Here is a 23794-nt window from a genome sequence, read left to right as displayed (position 1 = left end):
GGTTTCAGATGGAGTTGGTGCGCCGGGCGGTTCAGCCGTGCCACTCGGGCACGATGGCGACCGGGCAGGTGGAGTGGTGCAGCACCCCGTGGGCCACACGGCCCAGTTGAAGCCCGAAGTGCCGTGAGCGGCGCCTGGCTCCGACGATCAGGAGGCCGGCGTCGCGGGAGGCGTCCACCAGGACGGTCCGGGCGTGGCCCTCCACAACGCGCCGGTGCACCTCGACATCGGCGGGCGCCCCTTGGAGTGCCTCCTCCAGGGTCTCCACCGCTTGCCGCTCGTGCAGCCGGGCGGGCTCCCCGACCTGCCGGGGATCGTCGGTCGTCTCGCGCGCGGGGCACCGCCAGGCCCGTACGGCCTCCACCGGCACCCCGCGTCGGCGCGCCTCCTCGAAGGCGAACCGGACCGCCGCCTTCTCGCCGACACCGACGACGACACGGCCGCTGGACGGAGCCCGGCGCTCTGGCGATCGGGCCGGGCTGTCGCCCGCCGGGGCGCGGTCGCGAGGCGCGCCGCCCCGGTTGTCATGGCTGCCGCGCACGACGACCATCGGGCACTGGGCGTGCCCCGCCACGGTCAGGCTCACGGAGCCCAGCAGCGCCTCGGCGATACCGCTGCGGCCGCGAGTCCCTGTCACCAGCAGGGAGGCGTTGCGGCTCTCCCGCAGCAGCACGTACTCGGGTTCTTCGGGCACCGTGTCGGTGGAGACCTTCACGTCGGCCCGACGGCGTCGGGCGCGCCGGGCGGCGCTCTCCACCACGTCCTGGGCCCGCACCCCCTCGATGGGCGTGCCCAGATCCTCGGCGAGCCGGTCTCCTTCGTACCGCTCCCACAGCGAGGCGTAGACCAGCCGCAGCGCCACCCCTCGCAGCACGGCCTCGTCGGCCGCCCAGTCGACGGCGCGCAGACTGGGCTCGGAGCCGTCGACGCCGACGACGACCGGCAGGTCCATCGCCCTCACCGGTCCGCACCGAGGTCGGGGACGATCCGCGGCCCGACCTGCCGGCCGGGGCCAGGGTCGGGCCGGTCCTTGATGGCCAGGGGCTCACCGAAACCTCGTACGGCCGTTGCCTTCATGTTTCTGCTCCTCGGTCTTCCCGTGTCAGTGGTGCGGTACGACGGCGACGGGGGCGGTGGAGTGGTGCAGGACCGCGTGTGTGACGGGGCCGATGTGGGCGCCGATCGGGCTGCGGCGGCTGCGCTTGCCGACGACGACCAGGGAGGCTTGGTGGGACGCGTCGACGAGGTGGCCGCCAGGGGAGCCGTAGAGGGACTCCTCGACGGCCTCGACGTCCGGGAACTTCGTTCGCCACGGGCGCATGACCTCGGTCAGGGCGGTGGTCTCGCGCCGGGCCAGGGTTCCGTGGAGTTCGATGTCGGCGGGCAGTCCGTAGGCGTAGTACGGGAGCGGGTTCCAGCCGTGGACGACCCGCAGCGTCGTGCCGCGGCGGGAGGCCGCGGCGTACGCGAACTCGATCAGTTCCTCGTCGGGGCTCTCGATGTCGAGGCCGAGGACGACCGGCCGGAACCGGGTCGCGGCGGACGGGATGCCGGCGGGGTCCGTCTCGTGCTCGTCGGCGGCCTGCTGGTCGGCACGGACCAGGACGACGGGCCGGTCGGCGTGCGCCACGACCGACAGTCCCACCGAGCCCAGCATGAAGCCGCCGATGCCGCTCAGTCCGCGCGAGCCGAGGACCAGCAGTTCGGCGTCCTTCGCCACGCCCGCCAGCAGGTCGGCAGGCCGGCCGGACAGGTGCTCGATGATCACGTCGAGACCGGGGTGGCGCACGTGGATGCCCTCCGCCGCGTCGCGCGGGATCCGCTCGGTCCAGTGCTGCTGGGTCTCGGCACCGAGGAGCGGTGCCTGCGCCATCGGCGCCGGTACGGGCTCCCAGACGTGAACCAGCTTCAGCGGCACGCCGAGCAGCCGTGCCTCGCGGGCCGCCCACTCGGCCGCCGCGCGGCTCTCACGCGAGCCGTCCAGGCCGGCAGTGACGGTGCCGGTCATGATCTCTACCTCCAGAATCGGTGGTCCCGATTCGAGCTTCGTCCTCGGACACGGCGTGCGGCAGGGGCCGCAGGTCCCTGCAAGGCGCCGACCGGCCCTGGCCGGGTGCCCACCGGCCAGGGCCGGGTGCCGGTCGGCCAGGGCCGGGTGCCGGTGGTCCTCTCCGCCCCGGCCGGGTGCCCGTGCGGTGGGCCCACGCCGGAGCCCACCGCACCTCCTCCCCCACCACAGTTCACTCTGGCTGCCCCGGGCGCCGGCCACCCAGGGCCGAAGGTCCGGTTCCGTGGGGCTGAACGGCCCTGTCCACAGGGCCCGTTGGGGTACATACCGGGTCGGATCCGGTTCGCCTCGCGCAGTGCTGGACTTGGGGGTGGATCCTGTAGGTCGGACGGCGAAGGGCGGCTGATGGAGCAGGGCGAGGGCGGGCACGTGGCGGGGTGGCGCCGCCTGGTGCCCGGGGTGGCCGCCCTGCTCGGCTACCGGCGGACATGGCTGAGGGGCGACCTGCTGGCCGGCCTCACCGTGGCGGCGTACCTGGTCCCCCAGGTCATGGCGTACGCGGGCGTGGCCGGACTCCCGCCGGTCGCCGGGCTGTGGGCGATCCTGCCCGCCATCGGCCTGTACGCGCTGCTCGGCTCCTCGCGTCTGCTGTCGGTCGGACCCGAGTCCACGACCGCGCTGATGACGGCCACCGTGGTCACCCCGCTCGCCGCCGGCGACCCCGACCGGTACGCCACCCTGGCGGTCACCCTCGCCGTCACGGTCGGCCTGCTCTGCCTGGTCGCCCGGGCGGTACGGCTGGGCTTCGTCGCGGACCTGCTCTCCCGCCCGGTGCTGATCGGCTACATGGCCGGCGTGGCACTGATCATGATGGCGGACCAGTTGCCCAAGCTCACCGGGGTCGGGACGACGGAGACCAGGTTCTTCCCCCAACTGTGGTCGTTCGCGGGCGACATGACCGACGCCGACACGGCCACGGTCCTCCTCTCCGCCGCCGCCCTCGCCCTGCTCTTCCTCATGGCGAAGTACGTCCGTGCCGTACCGGGCCCGCTGCTCGCGGTGGTCCTCGGCACGGTCGCCGTGGTGGCCTTCGACCTGGACGACCGGTACGGCGTCAAAGTGATCGGCGAGATCCCCTCCGGCCTGCCCGGCCTCGCGTGGCCGGACTGGACGGAGATACCGCGTCTCGTCCTGCCCGCCCTGGGCGTACTCCTGGTCGGCTACACCGACTTCATCCTCACCGCACGAGCCTTCACCGGCCCCGCGAACGGCGGAGACGACGCAGGCGACGGCCCCGGACTCGATGCCAACCAGGAATTCCTGGCCCTGGGCGCGGCCAACCTCGGCGCCGGCGCCCTGCACGGCTTCCCCGTCAGCAGCAGCGCCAGCCGCACCGCGCTCGCCTCCTCGTCGGGCGCCCGCAGCCAGGCGTACTCGCTGTTCGCGGGCGCGGTGGTCCTCGCGGTCCTGCTCTTCCTCAGCCCCCTGCTCAGCCGCACCCCGTCCGCCGTCCTCGGCGCGCTCGTCGTCTACGCCGCCGTCCGCATGATCGACCTCGCGGGCTTCCGCCGTCTGGCCTCCTTCCGCCGCCGCGAACTCCTGCTCGCCCTCGGCTGCCTGGCCGGGGTACTCGCCCTGGACATCCTGTACGGCGTCCTCGTCGCCGTCGGCCTGTCGGTGGCCGAGCTTCTGACGCGGGTGGCCCGCCCGCACGACGCGGTCCAGGGAGTCGTGCCCGGGGTGGCCGGCATGCACGACATCGACGACTACCCGCAGGCCCACACCATCCCCGGCCTGCTGGTCTACCGCTACGACTCCCCACTGTTCTTCGCCAACGCCGAGGACTTCCGCCGCCGCGCCCTGGCCGCCGCCGACGAACAGAGCGACCCCGTCCGCTGGTTCGTCCTCAACACGGAGGCCAATGTCGAGGTCGACATCACCGCGTTGGACGCCGTGGACAAGCTGCGCCGCGAACTCGCCGACCGCGGCGTCGTGTTCGCCCTCGCCCGCGTCAAGCAGGACCTGCTGGACGACCTCAGGGCGTACGGGCTCGTGGACACCGTGGGCGCGGACCTGATCTTTCCGACGCTGCCGACCGCCGTGGCCGCGTACCGGAAGTGGTCCCGCGACCAGTAGGTGAGCAGGCCGCGCGCCGTTCGGGGGCGCGTCCGGTCGGGATCGGAGCCCAGTGGCCCGGCCGATGGACCGAGTGGCCCATGGGCTGCCGCGGGCAGCCGGGACACGCTGCCCCTGGAAGTCCCTGCACCCCGTCGGGAGGCACCCCATGATCGCCACACCCGCGCCCACCATGATGCGGGCCCTGCCGGCCGAGCACTGCCTGCGGCTCATGCGCATGGCCCGCGAGGTGTCCTTCCCGGAGGGCACCCGCCTGTTCGAGGAGGGCGGCAGGGCCGACCGGTTCTGGATCATCCGCACGGGCACCATCGAGCTCGACATGCGTGTGCCCGGCCGTCGCTCGGCCGTCATCGAGACCCTCCGGCACAACGAACTCGTCGGCTGGTCCTGGCTGTTCACCCCGCACGTCTGGCATCTGGGCGCCGCGGCGACGACCCCGGTGCGGGCGTACGAGTTCGACGCGACGGCCGTCCGCACGATGTGCGGGGAGGACCCGGACCTGGGCCGCACCGTCACCCAATGGGTCGGTGACGTGCTCGCCCACCGTCTCCGCGCCGCCCGGACCCGGCTGCTGGACCTCTACGCCCCCTACGGAGCCGGCAGCCCTGTCTGAGCGCGTGAACCGGCGAACCCGCAGGCGAGCCGAAGCGAGAAGGGAGCCATCATGCACGCCACCCCGCACATCGTCAGCGACGTCATGACCCACACGGTCGCCGCCGTCGGTCGCAGGGCCACGTTCAAGGAGATCGTGCGGCTGATGCAGGACTGGAAGGTCAGCGCCCTGCCCGTCCTGGAGGGCGAGGGGCTGGTCGTCGGCGTCGTCTCCGAGGCCGACCTGCTGCCCAAGGAGGAGTTCCGCGACAGCGACCCCGACCGGTACACCCAGCTCCACCGGCTGTCCGACCTGGCGAAGGCCGGCGCGATCACCGCGGAGGAGCTGATGACCGCTCCGGCGCTCACCACCCGCCCCGACGCGACGCTGGCCCAGGCCGCCCGGATCATGGCGCACTCCAAGGTCAAGCGGCTGCCGGTGGTCAACCGGCTGGGCGTGCTGGAGGGCATCGTCAGCAGGGCCGACCTGCTCAAGGTCTTCCTGCGCGGCGACGAGGAGATCGCCGAGGAGGTGCGCCGGGAGATCATGGCCCACCTCTTCCCGGCGCCGGGCTCGGCGATCCGGGTCCAGGTGCACGACGGCGTGGTGAGGCTCACCGGGCGGGTCCGGGACACGTCCCTGATCCCGGTGGCCGCCCGTCTGGTGCGGGCCGTCGAAGGCGTGGTGGACGTGGACTTCGAACTGGAGGGCCGGCCCGACACCTGAGCGACGCAGTGAGGCGCGGCCTCGCCGGGTCGGGCGGGGCCCCCGCTTGGGCCGGTCGGCCCTGGTGCATCCGCGCCCGGCGAGTAATGATCGTCTCGGCGGGCCAGCCGCGGCCCGTCCGCCACCGGGGAACGGGGAACGAGGGGTCGTCATGACCGACACAGGCACCTTCACCGAGCAGAACCCGATCCGGGTGTTCCTGCTGGACGACCACGAGGTCGTACGACGGGGCCTGACCGACCTGCTCGACGCCGAGCCGGACATCTCGGTGGTCGGCGACGCGGACACCGTGGAGCACGCCCTCGTCCGCGGCCCGGCCCTGCGCCCCCACGTCGCCGTCCTCGACGTACGCCTCCCCGACGGCGACGGCATCACCGTCTGCCGGGAGCTGCGCGACCGGATGCCGCACCTGGCGTGTCTGATGCTGACGTCGTTCGACGACGAGGACGCCTTGCTCGACGCCATCATGGCCGGCGCGTCCGGCTACGTCCTCAAGCAGATCAAGGGCTCCGACCTGATCTCCGCCGTCCGCACCGTCGCCTCGGGCCAGTCCATGCTGGACCCCGCCACCACGGCCCGGCTGATGCACTCACTGCGCGCCGACCCCGCCGAGACGCCCGACGTCGCGCCGGAGCTGGCCGGTCTCTCCCCCCGCGAGCGGGACATCCTCGCCCTGATCGGCGACGGCCTGACCAACCGCGAGATAGGCGAGAAGCTCTATCTCTCCGAGAAGACCGTCAAGAACCACATCTCCCGCCTCCTGGCCAAACTCGGCGTCCAACGCCGCGTCCAGGCGGCGGTGTTGGCCACCCACCTCGAAACACCGACCACCGGCGACCGCCCCGGGAGGTAGGCGCCGGTGGTGCACTCGTAGGGCGAACCCGCCGTCGGGGGCCCCGCCAGGAGCACAGTACGAACGGCTCGCCCTGAGGTCCGTCACGGGTGTTGATCCACACGCTACGGCTTCGAGCAGAGGCTGTTCGGCGAACCGGACTGCCTGATCCGTGTGGTCAGCGCCGACCTGCCGTCGTAGCAGCGCCTCTACTAGTCCGTGCTCATCCATCTGCCGGGGGTCCGCGGTCTCGACTCGACCATCGTGATGAAGCAGGTCGTCCACCCACGGCCCCTCCCGGGGTGACCGCCGCGCGAGGTGGACGGCGCCACGTCCCACCGCCTGACCGCGACCACTCGATACCCGACGCGCCCGCAGCAAGCACCCGCCCGCATCTGCGAGCGGCTCCGGTCGTACCCTTCGGCACCATGAGTGACGCCGCCCCTTCCACCCCGCGTAGAGCCTTCGACCTGCTCCTGGCCGGCAACCGCCGCTTCGCCGCCGGCACGCCCCTGCACCCCAACCAGGACGCCGCCCGCCGTGCCGACCTGGCCTCCGCACAGCGGCCGTTCGCCGTGCTGCTCGGCTGCTCCGACTCCCGGCTGGCCGCCGAGATCATCTTCGACCAGGGGCTCGGGGACCTGTTCGTCGTCCGCACCGCCGGGCACGCGGCGGGGCCGGAGGTCCTGGGCAGCATCGAGTACGGGGTGAGCGTGCTGGGCTGCCCGCTGGTCGTGGTCCTCGGCCACGACGCCTGCGGTGCGGTCGCGGCGACCCGTGCCGCGGTGGCGGACGGCAGGACCGCCCCTGGGTACCTGCGGGACGTGATGGAGCGCGTGACGCCCAGTGTGCTGGCCGCTCATGCCGCCGGCGTGAGCGAGGACGACGACTTCATCGCCACCCACGTCCGGCACACGGTCGACTTCCTCATGGACCGCTCCCGGGAACTGGCCGACCAGGTCGCCTCCGGACGCACCGCCGTGGTGGGCCTGTCCTACCGCCTGGCCGACGGCAGCGCCCGACCGCTGACCTCCCGCGGCCTGGATCTGCCCGCGGCCCCTGCCCGGCGCCCCGACACCGCCCCGGCTGCGAACAGCCGGTGATCGTCATCGGCCCGAAGGCGCGGGTGACCGCGTTGGGCGGCGAACCGTACGCCGGGCCGCGGGGTGGATTGGCACGGGAGGTGCGATCGCCGTCGTCCTGAACCGGACGGCAAACCCGGATCTCCCCTGACACCGGGCTCACGGGCTGCTCGCGGTGGCGGCGATGGCGGGTACGACGGCCAGGGCGGGATGCCGCCGGTGAGGGCGAGGACGGGGTACCCGGCGGTGGAGACGACGAGGCCGGAGGCGAGGCCGCCGGTGGCGCCGGCCATGGCGATGGAGACGTCGACCATGCCCTGGGTCTTGGCGCGGGTGGCCAGCTGCACGGCGTCGGTGATCATCGCGGTACCGGAGACGAGGCCGAAGTTCCAGCCCAGGCCCAACAGGGCCAGCGCGGCCGCGAGGAGGGCGACGGAGTCACCCGGCGCGGTCGCGGCGAGGATGCCGGCGGCCAGGAGGGTCAGTCCGGAGGCGACGGCGATCCGCATACGGCCGAGGAGGGTCCCCGCGCGCGAGCGAAGCCGAGCGTGGGGGAGGTCGACGCCAGCCACGACCTGGCACTGCGCACCTACCCCGGCGAAGCCTCCAACTACCGCGTGCTGGACGAGTGGGCGCGGATGGGCGTGGGTGCCGCGCTGCTGCCGCAGTCCAAGATCACACACGACCACGGCACCTCCCGGCCCCTCGTCCGGTCCGGGACCCCCGTCGAGATCACCTACGAGGCCGTCTGGGACAACGGCACGCCTCTCGCGGCCGACTTGGAGGACTTCGTCGCCGCTCTCACCGAACAGGGTGCTGAAAGCACGGGTGATTGACAGTGGTTATGGCTCCATAACTCCTGCACCCTTACCGGGATCAGGCACGGGAATCCAACAGCCGGGCCATGGCATATTTCGAAATCACCGTCGCCATGGACAAGTCCCGGCGATCTGAACCGCAGGAATCCCGCCGAATTCGACCCCTACGAACTTGACATCGCCACGGCCGGGTTGACGATGCTGGCGGAGAACCTCGGTCAGGTCGCCGGCCGGCTGTACACGCGCGACGGAGACCTGTACGCCCACACCCTGCTCACCCCCGACGGTCCCGGCGTATGGCCGGGCTCCAGCCGGGACACCGACCGGACCCGGCTGGTCCGGCTCGATCTTGCCACCGGCGAGGAGGCCGAGGTCGACAGCCACCCGGTCCTCGACATCGACCCGCGTTCCACCGTCTTCCCCACGCTGCCGTCGCCGCTGATCTGCCACCGGCGTTCAGGCGGACTGCTCGGCGTGCGCTACCTCGGCGAGCGGCAGGTGATCCACCCGCTGGACCCGTACTTCGCCGCGGTGCTGGACAACCTGGAGAAGCTGTCCGACGGCGACCTGGCCGCCGTGTCGTCGGACGATAGCGGGCAGCGCTGGGTAGCCGGTTGCGCCCACGACCGCGACCTCGGCGTCACCTACTACTACGACCACTCCACGGGCGACAGCCGTCTGTTGTTCCGGTCGTTTCCGCTCCTGGACCCCAAATCCCTCGCACCGATGACCCCGGTCACGATCCCCGCACGCGACGGCCTGGCCCTCCCCTCCTACCTGACGCTGCCCGTCGGGGTGGAGCCTGCCGGGCTGCCATGGTGCTGCTGGTGCACGGCGGCCCCTGGCACCGCGACAGCTGGGGTTGCCACCCCGTGGTGCAGCTGCTGGCCAACCATGGCTACGCGGTGCTCCAGGTCAACTTCCGCGGCTCGACCGGTCACGGCAAGGTGTTCCTCAAGGCCGGCATCGGGGAGCCGGCCGGGAAGATGCACGACGATCTCGTCGACGCCGTCGACTGGGCCGTCGACTGGGCCGTCGAGGAGGGATACGCGGACCGCGTCGCGGTCTTCGGCGGCTCCTACGGCGATTACGCCGCCCTGGTCGGCGTCGCCTCCACCCACAGGACCCCGTCAGGCCGAAGCCTCGGGCCTGACCGGGCGAGCATGACGGCGCACACCGGATCCCCCGAACGGCCTGCCACGGCGGGACAGGTGCCGGGGTGGGATTTCCATGGAAGGCATGTCCCGACTCGACAGCGCATGCCCCCGCCCCCTCCGTTCCGCCGCGGTACTGGGCCTGATAGCAGCGCTGGCCGTCGGCTGTACCGGGTCCGATGCCGACACCACGGCCGCCACCGCCGCCGGCCGTGCGGCCGTCGGGACATCGCCGCTGCCCACCGTCCCACCCGCCCAGCCACCGGCACAGCTCAGCCGGGCCGAGGTCGAGACCGCGGTGGGCAAGCTGGACGACGTCGTAGGGGACGCCATGCGCCGCACCGGTGTGCCCGGAGTCGCCGTGGGTGTGGTGCACGACGACAAGGTGCTGTATCTGAAGGGGTTCGGCGTGCGGACGGTCGGCACCAAGGACCGGATCGAACCGGACACCGTCTTCCAGCTCGCCTCGGTCTCCAAGCCCGTTGCGTCCACCGTGGTCGCCGCGGCCGTGGGCGAGGAGACCGTCGGCTGGGACGACCCGGTCGTCGACCACACCCCCGGCTTCAGGCTGAAGGATCCATGGGTCTCCCGCCATGTCACGCTGGCCGACCTGTTCTCGCATCGCAGCGGACTGCCCGACCACGCCGGAGACCTCCTGGAGGACCTCGGCTACGACCGCTCGTACATCCTGGACCACCTCCGCTACGAACCGTTGGATCCCTTCCGCGCCCACTACGCGTACACCAACTTCGGGCTGACCGAAGCTGCCGTCGCCGCCGCGCGAGCAGCGGGGACCAGCTGGGAGAAACTGTCCGCCGAGAAGCTGTACCGGCCGCTCGGCATGGACTCCACCAGCTCTTCCTTCGCCGACTACGAGAAGGCGAACAACAAGGCTGACTTGCACGTGAAGACCGGGAACACCTGGCGTGCCGAGCACGTGCGCAACCCGGACGCCCAGAGCCCGGCGGGTGGGGCCAGCTCCACGGCCCAGGACATGACGAAGTGGCTGCGCCTGCAACTGGGCAACGGCAAATTCGAGGGGCGGCAAGTCGTCGACGCCGAAGCGTTGGAGCAGACCCACCTGCCGCGCATGGTCTCCGAGCCGCCGCACGGGCCTGCGGGCAGGGCCGGGTTCTACGGGCTCGGCTGGAACGTGAGCTACGACGATCAGGGCAGGCTGAAGCTCGGCCACTCCGGCGGCTTCGCGCTGGGGGCGGCCACCAACGTCGCACTGCTGCCCTCGGAGAATCTCGGCATCGTCGTCCTGACCAACGGCGAGCCTCTTGGTATCCCCGAGGCGATCGCCTCCACGTTCCTCGACACCGTGCAGACGGGCGGGCCGACCGTCGACTGGCTGGCGTTCCTCGGGCCGATCTTCAAGGCAACCCTGCAGGGGGAACACTCTGAGGTCGACTACAGCAAGCCTCCGGCCTCGCCCGCACCCGCCAAGGCGAACAGCGCCTACACCGGAACGTACGCCAACGAGTACTACGGCCCGATGACCGTCAGCGCCCCGGGGGGCGAACTCACCATGCAACTCGGGCCCAAGAAGCAACGGTTCGCCTTGCACCACTACGACGGTGACACCTTCAGCTACCGCACCACCGGCGAACTGGCCACCGATCTGTCCGGCGTGACCTTCACCGTCGGGTCCGACGGACGCGCCGACAAGGTCCGGGTCGAGAACCTCGACACGAGCGGTCTCGGCACCTTCACGAGGAACGACTAGGTTCTGTCCGGCGGATCATGGTCGGAGCCAGAGTCTGATCGCTGCGGTGGTGACGGTGCCGTGAAAGACGTAGGCCCTCTTGTCGAAACGGGTGGCGACAGCCCGGGAGTTCTTGAGCCGGTTGATGGTCCGTTCGACCTCATTGCGGCGTTTGTAGATCTCGTTGTCGAAGCCGGCGGGTCGGCCGCCCTTGCTGCCGCCCGGTTACGGTGCGCCCGCTGGTCCTTCGGTTCCGGGATGGTGTGCTTGATCCGGCGTCTTCGCAGGTAGTGGCGGTTTCTGCGGGAGCTGCCTTGTCGCCGCTGGGGTGGTTGGGTCGCGTGCGCGGGTGTCCGCCCTGGAGGCGGAGAACGCGAATGCGGTGCGAACCCGGAACAGGATCCCGTTGATCACCGGCCGATGGTCGTTCCACCGGCCGCCGCACTCCCCCGGCGCGGACAGATGCGGCCTCCAGCCAAGCCGCAGCCACTCTGCGTTCGTCAGAGCACCCCGCCCCGCACCGAGGGCAAGGAGCCTGCGACCTGACAGTCACATGATCCGGCGGACAGAACCAGGCGACGTACGGGCCGCGGAACTTCGAGGCATTGGTCTGGCGGGCCGAGGCTATCGCGTCGTCCGCTGCTGCTGCAGGCTTGCGGGGCTGGTGCGCGTCCAAGACGGCCTGGGCGCTGGTGAGCAGGGAGCGCGCGTTCTTGAAGGACGCGGCCGCGACGCCGACGGCTACGGCTGGCCGGTGAGGAATGAGGAGCCGGAGCAGTTCGCTGGGGTGACCGCACTGGTGCCCGGCGCCGCAGGTGGCCAATCAGCTTGTCCCACGTGGCGCAGGACACGTTCATGACAGGATTGCACTGGCGAAGGATCAGGGAAGTCATAGGGGCGCCCATGACTGCCGTGAAGGGATGACCCGTGACGTCCACTGCGCCTCCCCCCATACCCCGAGCCGCAGGTTCGTTTCCGCTCATCGGCCACGCGCTGAAGATGCGCGACAACCTCGGCTTCATCGACTCGCTGCGCGAGACACGGGAACCACTCGTCGAGATCGTCCTGCAACCCGGGACGCGCACGATCGTGGTCCAGGACCCGGCCCTGATCCACCAGATGCTCAAGACCCTGGGACCCAGCCTCGACAAGGGCCGGCTCTACGACAAGCTGGGCCAGCTGCTGGGCGACAGCGTCGTCACCGCCACCGGCCGCAACCACGTACGCAGACGCCGCCAGCTTCAACCCGCGTTCGCCCACACCGAGATCAGCCGGTACGTCGACCTCATGCGCGCCGAGGTGACGGCCACCGTCGCCGCCTGGGAGCGCGGCCGGCCCCTCGACGTACACGAGGCGATGATCGGGCTCAGTCTCGACATGCTGGCCAAGACGGTGCTCGCCGGTAGCCTTGATGACGCCGTCTTCCGCCAACTGCGCAACGACGTGTCGGTGGTGATGAGCGGCGTCGGTCTGCGCATGATGCTGCCCGACTGGGCCGAGCGCCTGCCGCTGCCCTTCAACCGCCGCTTCGACCAGGCCCGGGCCAGGGTGCGCGCCACCATCAACACCGCCGTCGACGAACTGCATGCCTCCGGGCACGACACCGGGGACATGCTCTCCATGCTGCTGCGCGCCATCGACGAGGAGACCGGCGAGCCGCTGACCGGGCATCAGATCTGCTCCGAGATCTTCCTCCTGGCCGTGGCGGGCACCGAGACGACCGCGTCCTTGCTGTCCTGGACCCTGTACGAGCTCGCCCGCAACCCCGGCATCGAGGCCCGGGTCCTGGCCGAGCTGGACGAGGTCCTCGGCGAACGGCCGGTCGCCTTCGACGACGTGATCCGGCTGCCGTACCTCAACCGGGTGATCACCGAGACCCTGCGGCTGCACCACCCCGGCTGGCTCGTCACCCGCCGCACCACCGAGGAGACCCGGCTCGGCGAGTGGACGCTGCCCGCCGGCACCGAGCTGGCCTACTGCCAGCACGCCCTGCACCGCGACCCCGAGCGTTTCCCCGACCCGCTCACCTTCGACCCGGACCGGTGGACCGACGCCGCTCAGGAGCCCCCGCCGGGCGCGTTCGTGCCCTTCGGGGACGGCAAGCACAAGTGCATGGGGGACCGTTTTGCCCTCACCGAGATGGTCACGGCGCTCGCGACGATGCTGCGTTCGGTACGGCTGGAACTCGCCGAGGGCCAGGTCATCCGTCAGGTCGCCCGGCTCACCGTACGGCCGCGCACCCTGCGGATGACCGTCCGCCCCCGAGCCGGGGTCGGCCTCTAGCGCGTGTCTCTTGCGGCACCACTGTCAGGGACGGTGCCGGCGTTGCCATCCCGGAACCGAAGGACCAGCGGGCCCCGGCTCAAGAACTCCCGGGCTGTCGCCACCCGCTACGACAAGAGGGCCTACGTCTTTCACGGCACCGTCACCACCGCAGCGATCAGACTCTGGCTCCGACCATGATCCGCCGGACAGAACCTATTGATCCACCAGACAGTCCTTAGAACGTGCGCCCCTCCCAAGCTGCCGGGAAGGGCGCACGCTGAAGGCAGGCCGTCTACATCACGTCTCTCCTACGCCTTCCTCCCACGGACCGCAGGTCTCGTTCCAGACCCTGTAGTGTCCGCCGTTCCATTCGCCTTTACACGAACGGATCAGGATCGTGCGGCCCTCGGGCAGGTTGACGGCCAGGCCGGTGAAGAGGGTGCGGTTCACGGGGCGGCCTCGGTTGTCGGGTCCGGTACGCGCCGGTACGGCTCGCCCTGGGCGGGGCGTTGGTCCGGCCGGCCTGCGGCGGGCCAGGTGGCGCAGGCGCGCTCGGCCAGCGCGGTCACGGTGAGTGCGGGGTTAACGCCGAGGTTGCCGGGGACGGCGGAGGCGTCGACGACATGCAGGCCGGGGTAGCCGTGGACACGGTGATAGAGGTCGGCGACGCTCGTCTCCGGCCCGCTGCCGATCGGGCAGCCGCCCAGCAGGTGGGCGGTGATCGGCAGCCGTAGGACGGTGTTCCACAGCAGAGCGGCCCGGCCGCCGATGCGCAGGGCGTAGTGGTGGGCGACGGCCTCGGCGGCGGCCAGCCGCACGGGTTCGGGGTGTGGGCCTGCCGGACGGAACGTCAGCCTCCCGCGGCGGTAGCGGCTGGTCAGGTGGGAGTCGCCCTGCTCCATGGCGAAGAGCACGGCGGTACGCCGGCCGAAGTCCCGCCACGAAGCCCCGCCCGGCCGGGCGAGCAGTGCGGCCGGATGGCTTCCGGGCCCGAGTCGGCACAGCTGGACCAGGAGGTCGGGGCGCGGTCGCAACAGGGAGCTGATCGCGACACCGGGTCCGACGTCGAAGCCGTCGGCGGACACGGCGGCGAACACCTCCCGGTTGGTACGGGTGCGGGTGCCCAGCGCGGGAGACAGGTGTGGCAGGTACGGCCGGGAGCGGTGCAGGAGCTCTGCGGTGCCCCAGGCCCCGGCGGCGAGAACGACTTGATGCGCCGACAGTACGGTGCGGGTCCGGGTGATACCGGTGCCGTGGCGTGTGTGCACGTGCCAGGTGCCGTCCGGCTGCGGGAGCAGTTTCCGGGCTTCGGTCAGGGGCCGGATCTCGGCTCCGGCTCGCTGGGCGAGGTACAGGTAGTTGTGGTCCAGGGAGTTCTTCGCGCCGACCCTGCAGCCCAGTGTGCACCGGCCGCACTCCGTGCAGCCGGCCCGTGCCGGGCCCCGGCCGTCGAAGAAGGGGTCCGGCACGGTACGCCCGGCTGGGCCGAAGTGGATGCCGACACGGGTGGCCTGGACGCCGCCGGGCATTCCGAGTGCGGCGGCCGTTCGGCGCAGGACGTCGTCCCCTGCCGCCTGGCGGGGCACGAGGGTGGTGCCCAGTATCCGTTCCGCCAGTGCGTAGAACGGGTCGAGTTCCCTCTCCCAGTCGAGGGTCTGATCCCAGCAGGCCTCGCGGAAAACGGCCCCGTCGGGCCGGTAGTGGACGCCCGCGTAGACGAGGGATCCGCCGCCCACCCCGACACCCGTCAGCGCGACCAGCCGGCGTCGTACCCGCAGGCGTGCGATGCCGCGCCAGCCGAGCCGGGGCGCCCACAGCAGGTGCTGTGCCTGCCACGCGGATGTGGCGAAGTCCTCCGGCCGCCATCTGCGCCCGGCCTCGACGACCGTGACGCGGTAGCCCTTCTCCGCCAGACGCAGTGCCGCGACGCTCCCGCCGAACCCCGAGCCCACGACAAGCACCTCACGCGAGCATGATCCAACCGCACCCCTCATCACGGTCAGTACGTTATCGGTCGCAGTGCGCTCATCATCCGATCAGTCAGAGAGAGGGCCCGTGGCCGTTTCCGTGCCTCCCCCCGCCATCCCGACCGCTCCGGGTTCACTGCCCCTGCTCGGGCACAGCCTGAAACTCCTGCTCGACCCGCTCGGCTTCATGGCGTCGCTCAACGGGCTGGGCCCCCTGGTGCGGATGCGGGGCCCGGCCTTCACACCCGCCGTCTATCTCGTCAACTCACCTGAACTACTGCACCAGTTGCTGGTGACCGATGCCCGTGACTACGCCCAGGCGAGGATCACGGCCGGGATGGGCTCCCAGTTCGGCATCAGCCTGGTGATGGACATGGAGTTCGACGGGTTGACACTGTTCGGCTCACACCTCAGGCACCGACGTGCCGTGCAGCCGGCCTTCCACCCCCACCGCGTCGCCGCCGGAACACCGGCACTCCGGCAGGCCGTTCAGGAGGCCATGGCGCCATGGCGTCCAGGCACGACGATCCGGGTGGACCAGGAGATGGCCGGCCTCGCCCACCGGGTCAACGCGCGCGCGGTGTGCGGGGACACTCCGGCCCTCGACCAGGTGACGGCAGCTCTGGCGGCCTTGAGCTCCCAGACCACCCGAGGCCTGTACTGGCGCCTCGCCGTCCCACAGCTCGCCCACCTCGAACACGTGCCGGGCACAGGCAGGTTCCTCCGGGCACTGTCCGATCTGCGCACCGGCATCACGGCGGCGCTCACCCACCAGCGCGACCAGGGCGCGGCCGACGGCAGTGTCCTCTCCCAGCTTCTTCAAGCTCGTTACACCGACTCGGACGAACCGCTCGGCGACCAGCAGATCATCGCCGACATGCTGTTCCTCATCTGGGCCGCGACGCACGGCCTGAAGGAGGTGCTGCCCCACGTCCTCTACGAGCTGGCGCGCCATCCGGACGTCGAACGGCGAGTGCGCCAGGAGATCGACTCCGTCCTTGACGGTCGCCCCGTGCAGGCCGAGGACCTCACCTCGCTCGAATACACCCGGCGCGTCGTCAAGGAGACACTTCGGCTGCACCCCGCCCCCTGGATGCTGGGCCGGCGCACGCTCGTCCCCGTACGCCTGGGTACGGCCGAACTCCCCGCCGGCACCGAACTCGCCTACTGCACCTACGCGTTGCACCGCAATCCCGCGGTCCACCCCGACCCGCTGCGCTTCGACCCCGACCGCTGGCTGCCCGGCCGCGCGAAGAACCTGGCACGCTGCGCCGACGTCCCCTTCGGCGCGGGCGTACGCAAGTGCATCGGCGACGCCCTGACGATGAACCAGCTCCTGACCGCCGTGGCCACCATCGCGGCCCACTGGCAGCTGCGCACCGCGCCAGGACACCGTTACCGACCCCAGGGCCGCATCGTCATCTCCCCCGGCCCGATGCCCATGACCTGCCACCCCCGCCGGGGTCGAGCGAGCGAGAGCCCCGGTCCGTGACGGATCCAGCGCCCGAAAGAGGGCATATGCGGCAGTGCACCAGCCGCACACACCACCCGGCAGACAACCTCACGGCGATAGATCATCCTTCACGGTTGTATTCACATCCCGGCCGTGACAGAGATACGGCGGGCGACGTTTGCGCGAGCGTGAACATTGGCACGCAGGTCACCGGCCGGGACGGTACGGACGCGGCAGATGACCGGGTGGGACACGAAGGACGCCGCCGGGGCAACGGGCTGGTGGCGGAGCAGGGCGCGGCGGCTGAGGCCCCGGCCCGGGTCCCCCAGCAGGCGCCTTCGAACCGAGAGGACGTGTGAGGTGGGTTCCCTCGTAGTGCCACCCGCCGGTGTCTACCGGCGCAGCGGTATTCACGACCCGGCCCTGCGCCGCGGCTACGAGGCGTGCCGCCGCGCCACCCGCGCGACGGGCGAGATCGAGTACGCCGTCTCGCTGCTGCTGCCGCCACCGCTGCGGACCGCCATCTGGGCGTTGTACGGCGCCGTACGGGCCGTGGACGACCTGGCCGACGCGCCCGGAGCCGCCGAAGAAACGGGTCCCGGGCGAGCCGGACGGCTGGAGGCATGGATCTCGGCCTTCGACGCGGACCTGCGTGACGGCCGAGGCAGCGACCCGGTACGGCAGGCACTGATTCACACCATGCTGACCTGGAACCTGCCGCCGGGATTCCTGCACACGCTGTTCGAGGAGCTCCGCCAGGACGTCCATGGGCGGCAGTTCGCCACCTGGCAGGAGTGGCGGCGCTACAACAGCCTGATCAACACCCCGCTGGTGCTCCGTGCGGGCTCACTGCTGCTGCGGGTCGCGGGCCTGTCCGCCGAACCGGAGGCGATCGCCGCGAGCGTGCCGGACTTGGCCATCGCGTGGCAGACCACCGTCGATGCGGTCTACCTCACCGATGCCCTCGTCGACCTCTCCGACGACCTGGACCGCGGCCACGTCCCCCTGCCGCAGGAAGCGCTGGACGAGGCCGGCGTACATCGGGCGGACCTGCTGACCCGGCGCGCCACCCCGGCCTTCGATGAACTGGTACGCCGTCTGACCGACCGTGCCCGCACCTGGCTGGACCACGCCCCGCTCCCACCCGTGCTGCACCCCGCGGTCGCCGTCGCCCTCGGCGCATACGCCGACCTGTACCGCCTCCGCCTCCAGGCCGCCGCCAACGCCCCCGCCGCACTGCTGCACCGCCGCCCGGCCCTGCCGCGAAACGCCCGGCTGCGCCTGCTGCTTCCCGTCCGGACGAAGGCCGCACTGGCCTGGGCCCTGTTCCCCTTCCCCATCCAGCCCGGCCCGCCACCACACCCCTCCCCGACCGACGCACTCGACGCACCCGACTCGCCCGACTCACCTCGCCGGGCCGAGCAGGCATGCGTACCCGCTGTTGAGCAGCATGCGGCCACACTTCCGCCTCCCCACCCGTCCGGCGCCCGTCCGCCCCAACTCCCGCCCGAAGCCATGCCGCGTCACGTCGCGATCGTCATGGACGGCAACGGCCGCTGGGCGACCGCCCGCGGCCTGCCCCGCACCGACGGCCACCGCGCGGGCATCGACGCCTTGATCGACGTCGTCCACGGCGCCCTGGAGATCGGGCTGAAACACCTGACGGTGTACGCGTTCTCCACCGAGAACTGGAAACGCCCCGCCGACGAACTACAGGCACTGCTGTACGAGATCCCCCAGGCCATGAGCCGCATGGTGGACCAGTCGCTGGACGTCCGCCTGCGCTGGGCCGGGGTCCGCTCCCGCCTGCCGGCCGACGTCGTCGAGCAGCTCCTCCAGGACGAGCGGGCCACCCGCGACCGCACCGGACTGACGCTGACTTTGTGCGTGAACTACGGAGGCCGCGCCGAGATCACGGCGGCCGCGGCGAAACTCGCCCAGGAAGCAGTCGCCGGAAGGATCGCCCCCTCCTCGGTCTCCGAGCACACCTTCGCCCGCTACCTCCACGTACCCGAACTGCCCGACGTAGACCTGCTGCTGCGCACCGGCGGCGACCAGCGCACCTCCAACTTCCTTCCCTGGCAGGCCACTTATGCCGAACTGCTCTTCCTGGACACACCGTGGCCCGAGGTGGACCGCCGAACCCTGTGGGACGCGATCGCAGAGTACGCCCGCCGCACCCGCCGCTACGGCTCCGTACCCCGCATCCCCACCCAGCCCGCCTTGCCGAGCGGACACGGAGCCCCGACACCATGAGCACGCAGCGCAGCACCGCCGTACCGGGCCTCCCCGAACCGCGTGACCTTCACCTCTGCCGTCCGGTCACGCGTCACAAGGACGCATCGGGTGCTGCGCAGGTTGATCGGTTTGAGGAAAGCGGCGGCGGCCGGCCCGCCGGACACCGCGAGAAGGACGTGCCCTACGCGGTCGAGACGGACTGGAAAGCCCTGAACGCCTTGATCTTCGGCTTCTTCGTGATGCGCGAACCCGTCACCAGCGCGACGGCGACGCCGACCAGCGAGTGGAGCAGGGGTGCCGGGTGTCCGGGGCGGTCAGCTTCAGGATCCAGCCGTGGCGCTTCTTGGTGCCGCCCATGTCGTAGCTGCCCGACGCCTGCTTCCGGTAGGCGGACGCGAACCAGGGCGAGGTCCCGCACTCCCCTCGTACCGACTGTGGAGCGCAGCACCATGCCGCCGCCGTTGAGGTCGTTCCAGTGCACGCCATCCGGGCTGTGCGCGAGGTACATCTGCTGGTTGCCACTGCTGCCAGGGCCTGTCGTTCCAGGCGTACTGACCGACCTTCACGAAATCATCGGTGTTGGGCGCCTGGACGTCATGACCTTGCCGCTGTTGCGGTTGGCGAGCCGGCAGTACGTTTCATATTCGACATTTCGGTCAGTGTTTGTGAATGCGCCCAGCCGCTGGAAGGGCTCCTGAGGGGGTGTCAAAAGGGAGGTCGAACAAGTGGGACGCCGGGCGAAACCAGGTACCTCCGGTCGATCCTGTTGAAGTGGTCAGTCGTCCTACTGACTGATGTCGCTGGATGATGCGCCCGTCCGGCGGACCGCCAGGAGCGCCGCCCCGATGTCCGCCACGGCTCGCGGATCGGACAGGGAGCGGCCCGCCAACTCCTCGACGCGGCGCAGCCGGTAGCGGACGGTGTTGGGGTGGACGAAGAGGCTCTGCGCCGCGTCCGTGGCGGAGCCGGCGGCGGCGTACCAGTGCTCCAGGGTCTCAAGGAGGCGGGAACGCTCCGGGGCGGGGAGATCGAGCAGCGGCTGGAGGACCATCTCCACGAGCTGTGCCGCCTCGGCCGGGGCGGCGGCGACGACCATGGCCAACGGGTTGTCGTCGAACCGCGCGACGCCGGGGCCGGTGCCCGGGAGGCCGGCCAGAGCCAGCCGGGCGAAGCGCAGCGCCCTGGGGGTGTCGCGCAGCGAGTGAAAGCGCGGGCTGACACCTACGCGGGCGCCCGCGCTGCGCAGAATGCTCAGACAGGTGCTCTCCACCGGCACCGTGGGCACGGCGGCCAGACCGATCTGCTGGTCGGGCAGCAGCCTCCAGGCGAAGTGGATCTGGGCCTGACGCAGCACCGCATCCGTGCTCGCCAGCGGCTCCTCACCGGGAGCGTCGGCCGCCGCCGCGACGACGACGTAGGGCCCTCGGTCGGGCAGACCCAGCTCCCGCGCGGCCTCCCACAGCGTGCGGTCGGCGATGACGCCGGTGAACAACGCCTCCACGAGTGCCGAGCGGCGCGCCTGACGCCGCGAGGTCAGCTCCGCGGTCGTCTCCCGGTACGCCGCCGCCACGGCCTCTGCGTAGCGGCCGAACAGGGCCCAGATCTCCGCGGACTGGGACACCAGTTGGGCGTCGGTGACCTCGGGACGGTTGCGTGCCTCGGCGAGGATGTCCGTCCACAGGAGCTCGAAGCCGATCCGGTACGCGTGCAGGGTGTCGGCCAGGGGTACGCCCTGCTCGGCGCGCAGACGCCCGGTCTCCCGGGCCGGGCTCGGGTCCTGCCCGCCCGCGCGGCCGAGCTGGTTCAGCAGCAGCTCCGCGTTGGCCGCGCACGAGCGGCGCAGCGAGTCGAAGGGGATCAGCGCCTCGTCCTGGTAGGCATCGACGTCCGAGCGGATGCGCTCCGCCATCCGCTCGCCCAGTTCCGGCAACCTCGCCTGTAGCGCCGAGACCACCCCCGAGAGCTTCATTCCCGCAGCTTAACGCCCCTGTTTTGTTCTCGGGAACAATCCGGAAGGGCAGACGATGTCATGGCGCACATAGGCCCTCGCCACAGATCTCTGCACGATGGCGTCAATGTGAACAGCGGATTTCGACGGCGACTTTCGTGGAGGCAGTCATGGCCAATCTGGCTCAGTTCCTGGTGGAGACAGCACGGCGGCAGCCGGAACGGCCCGCGCTGCGGTTTGGGGGCCAGGTCACCAGCTACGCGGAGCTGGACCAGCGCAGCGCCCGCGCCGCCGCGCTGCTGCGGGCCGAGGGCGTACGACCGGGAGACCGCGTCGCTCTGATGCTGCCCAACGTTCCCGAGTTCGTCGCCCTGTACTACGGCGTGCTGCGCGCCGGAGCGGTCGTCGTACCGATGAACCCGCTGCTGAAGACGCGGGAGACCGAGTACCACCTGCGCGACTCCGGCGCGGTGCTGCTCTTCGAGTGGCACCAGGCGCCGGGCGAGGGTGCGCAGGGCGCGGCCGCCGCCCAGGTGCGGCACATGGCCGTCGAGCCCTCCGCCTTCGCGGACGTGCTGGCCGGTCACGAGCCGCTGCCGGAGGTGAGCGAGCCGGACGGCGAGGACGTGGCCGTACTGCTGTACACCTCGGGCACCACCGGCCGCCCCAAGGGCGCCACCCTCACCCACACCGGACTGCGGCACAACACCGAGGTCAACGCGGTCCATGTGCAGCAAATGACGGCGGACGACGTGGTCGTGGGCTGTCTGCCGCTGTTCCACATCTTCGGCCAGATCTGCACGATGAGCGTGACCATCCGCGCCGGTGCCTCGCTCACCCTGATCCCCCGCTTCGACCCGCAGACCGTGCTGGACGCCATCGCCCGCGACCGGGCGACGATCTTCGAGGGCGTACCGACCATGTACGCCGCGCTGCTGCAACACCCGTCGGAAGCGGACGTGTCCACACTGCGGATGTGCGTCTCCGGTGGCGCCTCGCTGCCGGTGGAGATCCTGCAGGGCTTCGAGCGCCGCTTCGGTTGCATGGTGCTGGAGGGCTTCGGCATGTCCGAGACCAGTCCGGTGGTCACGTTCAACCACCCCGACCGGCCGCGCAGGGCGGGCTCTGTCGGCACCCCGATCAAGGACGTGGAGGTGCGGCTCCTCGACGACAAGGGTCAGGACGTGGCCCCCGGCGAGATCGGCGAACTGGCCGTTCGCGGGCCGAATGTGATGAAGGGGTACTGGAACCGCCCGGAGGAGACGGCGGCCACCATCCCGGACGGCTGGCTGCGCAGCGGCGACCTCGCGCGGCAGGACGAGGACGGCTACCTGTACATCGTCGACCGCAAGAAGGACATGATCATCCGCGGCGGCTACAACGTCTACCCGCGCGAGATCGAGGAAGTACTCCACGAGCACCCGGCCGTCGCACTGGCCGCGGTGGTGGGCGTGGCCGACGCGCATCTGGGTGAGGAGATCGCAGCCGCGGTGGTGCTGCGCCCGAAGGCCCAGACCACGCCTGCCGAGCTCCAGCAGTTCGTCAAGGAGCGGGTGGCGGCGTACAAGTACCCACGCCAGGTGTGGCTCGTGGACAAGCTGCCGACCGGCCCCAGCGGCAAGATCCTCAAAAGGGAGATCAGCGCGCCGGCGGGGTGAGACCGATGGCGTTGATCCAGCCTGCAAAGGGGAGCAACGCTTCTGGCGCCCGGCCGGGCCGTAGGCCGTCGTCGAGGACGACGGCCTACTTCGCGGCGCCGTCACCCACGTCCGTGACCCCGCCGGCACAAGGCATTGACCTTCGCGGCAGCAGCAGTTCGTGAGGGATCCCACAAGGCGCTCGTTCGGTGGCGCAGGAGCGACAAGCGGGGTTATTGTCGAGAGGTAGAACGACCGGTCTTCCTACCTCTGGAGAATGGTCGATCGGCCTTCCTGCTGAGCTGCCATCAGGCGGAGGCAGGCCAGGAGGTCGCCGGTGCACGTCGAAGAGAGATCAAAGGTTCCGTGAAGCCGATCCGCGCCCCCACCCGGCCGGGGCCCTGCACAGAGTCGTCGCTGTTTGATGCCACCCCGACGGGGTCAGCCTCCCGACCTGATCAGCCGGACCGCGTCCACGAGGGTCTTGTGGGCGGCCGTCGAGTCGTCCAGGTACCCGGCTGCCATCGCGCCGTCGTACAGCATCAGCAGCGCACCGGCGGCCGACTCCGGGTCGGCGTGGCCGAGCCGGGTGAGCAGGTCCTGGAAGAGGGCGCGGATCCAGTCCCGGTGGGACGCCACCAGGCCCCGGATCGGATGGTCGGCGTCCGGGTACTCCGCGGCGGCGTTCAGGAACGGCGATCCGCGGAAGCCGCGCTCGCGGGCGTGCTCGGCGATCGCCTCGAAGATCAGGTCGATCGCCTCCGCGGGCGGATGCGCGGCGGCCAGCGGTTCGGCCACCTGCTTGTAGTAGGCGTCCTTGGTCAGCAGATAGGCCACGACCAGGTCGTCCTTGGAGGCGAAGTGCCGGTAGAAGGTCGCCTTCGTCACCCCGGCCTCGGCGATCAGCCGCTCCACGCCGATCGCGCGAACACCCTCGTAATAGAACAGCCGCGACGCCGCCCGGACCAGACGTTCACGAGGAGGCAGCTCTCCCTCGATCGTGCTGTCCTGACGCTTGGCGTTGATTGCCTTCTGCCGCCCGGTAGTACTCATTTCCCCATTCTGCCCGTGGCCCGACCCTGAGTGGCCTCCACCCCCACAGGGCCCCACCAGGGCTGTCACCCCCATCCACCACGGCCCACAGCAACGTGGCCGTTGTACCGAAAGCTCTGATCCATGACTCGTCGTCTCGAAGGAACCGCCGCCCTGGTCACCGGAGCCTCCAGCGGC

At 71.0% G+C, this 23794-nt stretch carries 18 protein-coding genes and 4 pseudogenes; 13 read left to right on the top strand and 9 right to left on the bottom strand.

Features of this window, described 5'->3' with window-relative positions; genetic code table 11:
- Positions 1–31: 31 nt before the first annotated feature.
- Entirely contained in the window at positions 32–952 is a 921-nt protein-coding gene (locus POF73_RS00110) for a universal stress protein (RefSeq protein ID WP_272112246.1), read from the bottom strand.
- A 150-nt stretch (positions 953–1102) separates the two neighbouring features.
- Positions 1103–2008 carry a universal stress protein gene (locus POF73_RS00105; protein ID WP_272112244.1) on the bottom strand — a complete coding sequence of 302 codons (906 nt, stop codon included), beginning with the start codon at positions 2006–2008 and terminating at the stop codon, positions 1103–1105.
- A 405-nt stretch (positions 2009–2413) separates the two neighbouring features.
- Between POF73_RS00105 and POF73_RS00100 the strand changes: the two genes are divergently transcribed.
- The 5 genes from POF73_RS00100 to POF73_RS00080 all read left to right on the top strand — a co-directional run bounded on the left by POF73_RS00100 (position 2414) and on the right by POF73_RS00080 (position 7397).
- Entirely contained in the window at positions 2414–4144 is a 1731-nt protein-coding gene (locus POF73_RS00100) for a SulP family inorganic anion transporter (protein ID WP_272112242.1), read from the top strand.
- A gap of 148 nt (positions 4145–4292) precedes the next feature.
- Positions 4293–4757, top strand: a complete 465-nt coding sequence (locus tag POF73_RS00095) for a cyclic nucleotide-binding domain-containing protein (RefSeq protein WP_272112241.1) — start codon at positions 4293–4295, stop codon at positions 4755–4757.
- A 51-nt stretch (positions 4758–4808) separates the two neighbouring features.
- Positions 4809–5462 (top strand): CBS domain-containing protein, encoded by a 654-nt coding sequence (locus tag POF73_RS00090; RefSeq protein WP_272112240.1) that lies wholly within the window; start codon positions 4809–4811, stop codon positions 5460–5462.
- Between the two features lie 151 nt (positions 5463–5613).
- The gene (locus POF73_RS00085) at positions 5614–6315 is read left to right on the top strand and encodes a response regulator (RefSeq protein ID WP_272112239.1); all 702 of its coding nucleotides are present in this window, start codon (positions 5614–5616) and stop codon (positions 6313–6315) included.
- A gap of 407 nt (positions 6316–6722) precedes the next feature.
- Positions 6723–7397 (top strand): carbonic anhydrase, encoded by a 675-nt coding sequence (locus POF73_RS00080; RefSeq protein ID WP_272112238.1) that lies wholly within the window; start codon positions 6723–6725, stop codon positions 7395–7397.
- A 138-nt stretch (positions 7398–7535) separates the two neighbouring features.
- Here POF73_RS00080 and POF73_RS00075 read toward each other — a convergent pair.
- Positions 7536–7891: pseudogene (locus tag POF73_RS00075) on the bottom strand (MFS transporter); the annotation flags it as partial.
- A gap of 33 nt (positions 7892–7924) precedes the next feature.
- Here POF73_RS00075 and POF73_RS00070 point away from each other — a divergent pair.
- From POF73_RS00070 to POF73_RS00060, 3 genes and pseudogenes are all read left to right on the top strand, one after another.
- Positions 7925–8212, top strand: a complete 288-nt coding sequence (locus POF73_RS00070; protein WP_272112237.1) for a hypothetical protein — start codon at positions 7925–7927, stop codon at positions 8210–8212.
- A gap of 797 nt (positions 8213–9009) precedes the next feature.
- A pseudogene (locus POF73_RS00065) lies at positions 9010–9246 on the top strand (alpha/beta hydrolase family protein); the annotation flags it as partial.
- A gap of 187 nt (positions 9247–9433) precedes the next feature.
- Positions 9434–11077, top strand: a complete 1644-nt coding sequence (locus tag POF73_RS00060; protein WP_443049374.1) for a serine hydrolase — start codon at positions 9434–9436, stop codon at positions 11075–11077.
- Between the two features lie 15 nt (positions 11078–11092).
- Here POF73_RS00060 and POF73_RS00055 read toward each other — a convergent pair.
- A pseudogene (locus tag POF73_RS00055) lies at positions 11093–11245 on the bottom strand (IS5/IS1182 family transposase); the annotation flags it as partial.
- A gap of 738 nt (positions 11246–11983) precedes the next feature.
- Here POF73_RS00055 and POF73_RS00050 point away from each other — a divergent pair.
- A complete protein-coding gene (locus POF73_RS00050; protein ID WP_272112235.1) occupies positions 11984–13339 on the top strand; it encodes a cytochrome P450 in 1356 nt (451 codons plus the stop codon).
- 75 nt (positions 13340–13414) lie between these two features.
- Positions 13415–13519: pseudogene (locus POF73_RS00045) on the top strand (IS5/IS1182 family transposase); the annotation flags it as partial.
- A 99-nt stretch (positions 13520–13618) separates the two neighbouring features.
- Here POF73_RS00045 and POF73_RS00040 read toward each other — a convergent pair.
- Entirely contained in the window at positions 13619–13771 is a 153-nt protein-coding gene (locus POF73_RS00040; RefSeq protein WP_272112234.1) for a hypothetical protein, read from the bottom strand.
- The gene (locus POF73_RS00035) at positions 13768–15273 is read right to left on the bottom strand and encodes a GMC family oxidoreductase N-terminal domain-containing protein (protein ID WP_272112232.1); all 1506 of its coding nucleotides are present in this window, start codon (positions 15271–15273) and stop codon (positions 13768–13770) included. The genes POF73_RS00040 and POF73_RS00035 overlap by 4 nt, the downstream gene beginning before the upstream one ends.
- Before the next feature lie 103 nt (positions 15274–15376).
- Here POF73_RS00035 and POF73_RS00030 point away from each other — a divergent pair, with 103 nt between their 5' ends.
- Complete coding sequence (locus POF73_RS00030; RefSeq protein WP_272112231.1) at positions 15377–16780, top strand: cytochrome P450; 1404 nt, start codon at positions 15377–15379, stop codon at positions 16778–16780.
- A gap of 321 nt (positions 16781–17101) precedes the next feature.
- Positions 17102–18997, top strand: a complete 1896-nt coding sequence (gene uppS, locus POF73_RS00025) for a polyprenyl diphosphate synthase (RefSeq protein WP_272112230.1) — start codon at positions 17102–17104, stop codon at positions 18995–18997.
- A 163-nt stretch (positions 18998–19160) separates the two neighbouring features.
- On the opposite strand, the gene POF73_RS46135 is transcribed toward uppS, so the two are convergent.
- Both POF73_RS46135 and POF73_RS00015 read right to left on the bottom strand, forming a co-directional pair.
- A complete protein-coding gene (locus POF73_RS46135) occupies positions 19161–19460 on the bottom strand; it encodes a hypothetical protein (protein WP_443049373.1) in 300 nt (99 codons plus the stop codon).
- Between the two features lie 303 nt (positions 19461–19763).
- A complete protein-coding gene (locus POF73_RS00015) occupies positions 19764–20948 on the bottom strand; it encodes a PucR family transcriptional regulator (RefSeq protein ID WP_272112228.1) in 1185 nt (394 codons plus the stop codon).
- Positions 20949–21097: 149 nt separating this feature from the next.
- On the opposite strand from POF73_RS00015, the gene POF73_RS00010 reads away from it, so the two are divergent.
- The gene (locus tag POF73_RS00010; protein ID WP_272112227.1) at positions 21098–22585 is read left to right on the top strand and encodes a long-chain-fatty-acid--CoA ligase; all 1488 of its coding nucleotides are present in this window, start codon (positions 21098–21100) and stop codon (positions 22583–22585) included.
- 420 nt (positions 22586–23005) lie between these two features.
- On the opposite strand, the gene POF73_RS00005 is transcribed toward POF73_RS00010, so the two are convergent.
- Entirely contained in the window at positions 23006–23617 is a 612-nt protein-coding gene (locus POF73_RS00005; RefSeq protein ID WP_272112226.1) for a TetR/AcrR family transcriptional regulator, read from the bottom strand.
- Between the last annotated feature and the right edge of the window lie 177 nt (positions 23618–23794).

The sequence above is a fragment of the Streptomyces sp. HD genome (assembly GCF_028369295.1).
Classification (GTDB): Bacteria; Actinomycetota; Actinomycetes; order Streptomycetales; family Streptomycetaceae; genus Streptomyces.
Note: the sequence above shows the minus strand (reverse complement) of the source record. Positions and strands in the feature narration are given on the sequence as shown.